Origin of the sequence: Bacillus sp. SIMBA_031, from assembly GCF_046535225.1 — a bacterium.
Classification (GTDB): domain Bacteria; phylum Bacillota; class Bacilli; order Bacillales; family Bacillaceae; genus Bacillus; species Bacillus velezensis.
This window is the reverse complement of record NZ_JAWRXC010000288.1, coordinates 1-269: the sequence shown is the minus strand read 5'-3', so window position 1 is coordinate 269 and position 269 is coordinate 1. Positions and strand designations below refer to the sequence as shown.

1 protein-coding gene is annotated in these 269 nt (G+C 62.8%); it reads left to right on the top strand.

The genetic code is table 11. From position 1 onward, the window contains the following. The coding region (locus SB724_RS20355; RefSeq protein ID WP_410572690.1) for a diguanylate cyclase domain-containing protein at nucleotides 1-269 on the top strand (269 nt) is incomplete at both ends.

The following is a 269-nucleotide window of genomic DNA, read 5'->3' as shown; positions in this document are numbered from 1 at the left end:
CATCACTGGCGACAAGCTGCTCTGTGCCATCGCCGAACGGGTGAAGGAGAAGGCCGGGAGCGCGATCGTCGGGCGCCTGATGGGCGACCAGTTCGTGATCTTCTTCCCGCATGCCAAGAGCCGGGACGCGCTCGAAGGCGAAATGCGGGGCATGCATGCCGCGATCCAGGGGCACTACGAGGCCGACGAGGTGACTTTCCTCATCTCGCTCAGCGCCGGTTATGCGGTGCTGGAAGGCAATGCGTTCGCAATGGACGAATGGAGCATCA